We start from the raw sequence: 4285 nt of genomic DNA, 5'->3' as shown, positions 1-4285 counted from the left end.
GCCCGTCCGACGGCGCGCGCGACGCTGGCTGCGGCAGCCCGCAGGTCGGCGTCGGGTGCGACCACCGTGACCGCGGGTCCCACCGGCACGACCGTGACCGGCACCAGCGAGCGCGCACTCACGGCGCTGATCCGTGCGGCGGCCGCCGCGGTGCCGAAGACACAGACCCGGTCCACGGGAGCCGCCGCGAGCGCCGACGTCGTGGCGTCGTCGCCGGTCAGCACCTGGAGCAGGGGGACGTCGGCGCGGAGGAGATCGGCATAGGCGAGCAGCGCCGACTCGTGGCCGAACGCCGGCTTGAGGACGACCGCATTGCCCGAGGCGAGGGCGTTGACCACCGCGCTCGACGGGCCGTAGAGCGGAGCGTACGGCGACGCGATCACCGCGACGACACCCTCGGCCGCGTAGCTGGTCCGGGTGGCCAGCTCCGGGTTCAGCAGTCCGGCGCCCTGTGCCGTCGCGCTGAGCACGCGGGCAGCATTCGCCTCGACCCACTTCAGGTGCTCGATGCTCTGGAGCACCTCGAGCATCGCTTCGTCGATCGACAACCCACTCTCATGATGGAGCGATCCGGCGAGGTCGTCCGAGGCGCGCCACAGGCGGCCACGCCAGGCACGGAGCAGCCGGACCCGCTCGGCCACGGAGGTGGACGCCCAGTGGTCACCCGCCGCGTGGGCGACACGGACCACGTCGGCGACGTCGTCAACCTCGGCGTGATCGGCGTGATCGCGTGCTTCGAAGCCCATGCACAACAGGATGTCACCTCCGTACGACGAAGGGTCGGCCCCGTGCGGGACCGACCCTTCCTCATCGTTGGTCGAGGAGGTTGGTCTCGAGACGGGCCGTCAGACGGCCCTCCTCGACCTCCGGCCGAGCGAGACCGCTACGGAGTGGCCGTGTCGACGTACACGAACGTCGAGTTCGGTGCGCCGTCGTACCCGAGCAACCCGAAGTAGTGGGCGCCCGGGTCGAGGCCGGTCCACGACACGTCGAAGGACGTGTCGCCCCCGGTCGTGACCGGCACCGGGTTGGGGTCGACAGCCAGGTTGCCGACCGACGGACTGCCGCCGAGATCGTAGACCCGCAACGAGTAGGACACCGGAGCACCCTGGTCGCCGGCGGCGAACGCATCGACCTCGACGATGTAGGTGCCGGCCGGTGCGCCCTCGAGCGAGAACGTCTCGCCCGGGGACGGCGTGGCTGCCTCGCCGGCGACCGCGAAGATCGTGCCCGGGTCGCAGGACGCGGCGGCGTACACGAACATGTCGAGGTCGCTGGTCTGGTCGGGAGCGACGAGGTCGAACTGGGCCAGGTCGTTGCCGTCACCGATCGTGACGCACTCCAGGGCGTAGTCCCCGACGGCCAGGGCGCCCTCGGCGACCTGGCCCTTCACGAGGCCGGCCGTCGACACCTGCAGGTCACCGGTGAACCCGCCGGTGATCGGCACGTTCGTGGAGCCGTCGGTGCCGGTGCCGGCGATCGACGTCGGCGCCTTCACCGACACCGGGCGCAGGGCCACGGGCAGGCGGACGGTGGTCGGTCCGGTCAGCGTCACGTGGCCGAAGGCCCACTGGCTGAGCGGCGCCGTGGTGCGTTCGAACCTGAACCCGACCGTGGTCTCCTGGCCGGCCTTCTTCGCACTCACCGAGGAGCGGCTGGCGGTGCTCTTGAAGCCGGGCACCTCGACCTTCACCTTCCAGGTGCCCTTGCGGGCGGCCGTGAAGGTCCGCTTCAGGGTGACCTCGGTCATCACGTGGCCCTCGGCGAGCGAGGGCAGGTTGACGGCGTTCGGCTCGATCGCCGGCACGCCGGTGTCGAGGCCCAGGCCGGTGATGTAGCCGTACCACTGCTCCCAGTCCGACAGGACGAACAGGCCCGGGTCGAGGAAGGCCTTGGCGTTGACGTGGCCGGCGCCCTGCGCGAACAGGTCGTTCGACCTGCCACCCGACGCGGTCTTCAGGTCGGTCGCGGTCGTCATCATGGCCGACTTGATCTGCATCGGCGACCACTTCGGGTGCTCGCCCTGGATGAGCGCAGCGAGCCCGGCGATGTGCGGAGCCGACATCGACGTACCGGAGTAGAGGTCGTAGTCGCGGCCGTGGTTGGACGGCGGCGCGACGGCGGCCAGCACGCTGACTCCGGGCGCGGAGATGTCCGGCTTCAGCAGGTCGCTGTCGTCGGACGCGGCCGGGCCACGCGAGGAGAAGCCGGCGATCTGCGGCACGGGCGTCACGGTGCCGGTCAGGTTGCCGAGCTCGAACCGCGCGGTCGCGCTGGCACCGGCGGACTCGAGGTAGTCGTAGACCTTCGGAGCGTCGACGTGCGAGACGTGGATCGTCGGCACGGCGTGGAAGTCGGCGTCCAGGCTGCCCTCGGTGATGTTGGCGAGGACGACGCCCACGCCACCCGCACGCTTCACCTCCTCGCTCTTCACGACCCGGTCGTAGACGCCGCGCTGGCAGACCACGATGGTGCCGGCGACCTTGGCCGGGTCCAGGCTGTTCGGCGGGCACAGCGCCGTGTCGGGCGCCGAGCCGTTGCCGACCTCGGCGGCGTCGACCAGCTTGGTGGCCGGCAGCGCGGTCCGGCTGATCGAGGCACCGACGAGCTCCTGGCCGTCGCCCAGGACGACGGTGTTCTCGAAGCTGGTGTGCGTGCTCGCCGCCACCGTGGTCACCCACGGGCTGTTGTGCGCGACGGTCGAGGCACCCGGGCCCTCGTTGCCGGCAGAGGCAGCCACGAAGACGCCTGCCTCGGCCGCGCCTTCGAAGGCGATCTCGGCGGCTTCCAGGACGGTGTCGGTCGGACCGGAGATCGAGTAGTTGAGGACGTCGACACCGTCGGTCACGGCCTGCTCGATCGCGGCGACGAGGTCGGACGTCGTACCGGACGCGCGACCGTCGGGGGTGGCCCACAGGGCCTTGTAGACGGCGATCTTGGCCGCCGGGGCGACACCGCTGATGCTGCCGAAGTCCACGCCCTCGGTGGAGACGTCCTTGACCGGGTTGCCCGCGGAGGTCGACGCCGTGTGCGAGCCGTGGCCGTTGCCGTCGCGCGCCGAGATGTAGTCCTCCTCGATGGTGCGGCTCTCGCCGTACCCCTCGACGAAGGAGCGGGCCGAGATCAGCTTGGTGTTGCAGTTGGCGAGGGTGAACTCCTCGCCGGTCTCGCACTCACCGCGGAACAGGTTGCCGTCGGACTTCTTCATCGACGTGATCGAACCGGTGATCTTCGTGCCCCACCTGCCCTGCGGGTCGGCGGTCAGGGGGCTGCCCTTGAACGACTTCGACTCGGGCCAGATGCCGCTGTCGATCACGCCGACGACGACGCCTTCGCCTGCCTTGTCCTGGCCGCCGGTCTGCTTCCAGACGCCTTTCTTGCCGGAGAGGCCGAGGAAGTCGGGGGTGTTCCACGTGTCGGCGTAGACGATCGAGTCCTTCTGGACCGTCAGCACCCGACGGTCCGTGGCGAGCTCGGTCGCCTGCTTGGCCGTCAAGTCGGCGACGAAGCCGTTGGCCGAGATCGTGTAGTGCACCTTGACGTCGAAGCCGAGGTCCGTGCCCAGCTTGTCGTGGGTGGCCCTCAGCTTCTTCGTGTACGACGCCACGCCGGCGCCCTTCGCATCGAACTGTTCGCCCGCGGCGGCGCGGGTCGGGTTGGCCGTGGACGCGGGTGGAGCCGCGAGCATCACGACGTAGCGCCCGGCCTTGTAGCGGGTCAGGTCGGCCCTGGCTGCTGACTGGCCCTCGCCGTCAGCGGCACCGGGGCCCGGGTCGCTGGGATCGGCCAGCGCCGGTGCGCCGAGGGCGACGGTGAGTCCGAGCGTCGCCGCGAGGGCGAGCACGAGGAGCGGGGGAAGGCGGCGTGCGCGGTCGCGCGTGCGCAGGACGTGCATGGGGGTCCTCCGGGTCCGAGAGGGATGCGACAGGGTGGGGGTCCTGTCGTGAGGCGGAGATCGTTCCGCCTCCGTCACCCAAGCGGCGAAGATCCGCCGCGTCAAGGGCCTGCGGCCGGACGATTCGAATTCCGCCGTCGCTGCGATCAGGCAGCGACGACCGCCACGACCGCGGCCCGGTGCTCCGGATCCGACCAGCGGCGGGCGGCGCGCACGATCCGGACGGTGGAGACGACCAGCAGGACGGCGGCGACCGCGAGCATCGGGCGCGGCCGCTCGATGGCAGCGAGCGTGGCGAAGAAGAGTCCCGTGAACGTGGTGGTCAGGGCGAGCCGGAGCGAGTAGCCGACCATCGTCAGCGGCGGAGCCGGCGTCGCGCGCGCCGAACGG

Annotated in this window: 3 protein-coding genes; all 3 read right to left on the bottom strand. The window is 71.0% G+C overall.

From position 1 onward, the window contains the following. Window positions 1–746: aldehyde dehydrogenase family protein (locus tag ACOADB_RS18325; RefSeq protein ID WP_378601608.1), on the bottom strand; the 746-nt coding region annotated here is incomplete at its 3' end. Window positions 747–883: 137 nt separating this feature from the next. Beyond that, the gene (locus tag ACOADB_RS18320; protein ID WP_378601605.1) at window positions 884–3895 is read right to left on the bottom strand and encodes a S8 family serine peptidase; all 3012 of its coding nucleotides are present in this window, start codon (window positions 3893–3895) and stop codon (window positions 884–886) included. A 146-nt stretch (window positions 3896–4041) separates the two neighbouring features. Beyond that, a partial coding sequence (locus tag ACOADB_RS18315; protein ID WP_378601602.1) for a hypothetical protein occupies window positions 4042–4285 on the bottom strand: 244 nt, incomplete at its 5' end.

This window comes from Nocardioides sp. CPCC 206348 (assembly GCF_048654705.1).
Taxonomy (GTDB): Bacteria; Actinomycetota; Actinomycetes; order Propionibacteriales; family Nocardioidaceae; genus Nocardioides.
The sequence above is the reverse complement of the archived record's forward strand: the minus strand, read 5'-3'. Positions and strand labels throughout refer to the sequence as shown.

Coding starts and splice junctions, on each gene's coding strand:
- ACOADB_RS18320 (WP_378601605.1), bottom strand. CDS start 3,895: ATGCACGTCCTGCGCACGCGCGACCGCGCACGCCGCCTTCCCCCGCTC.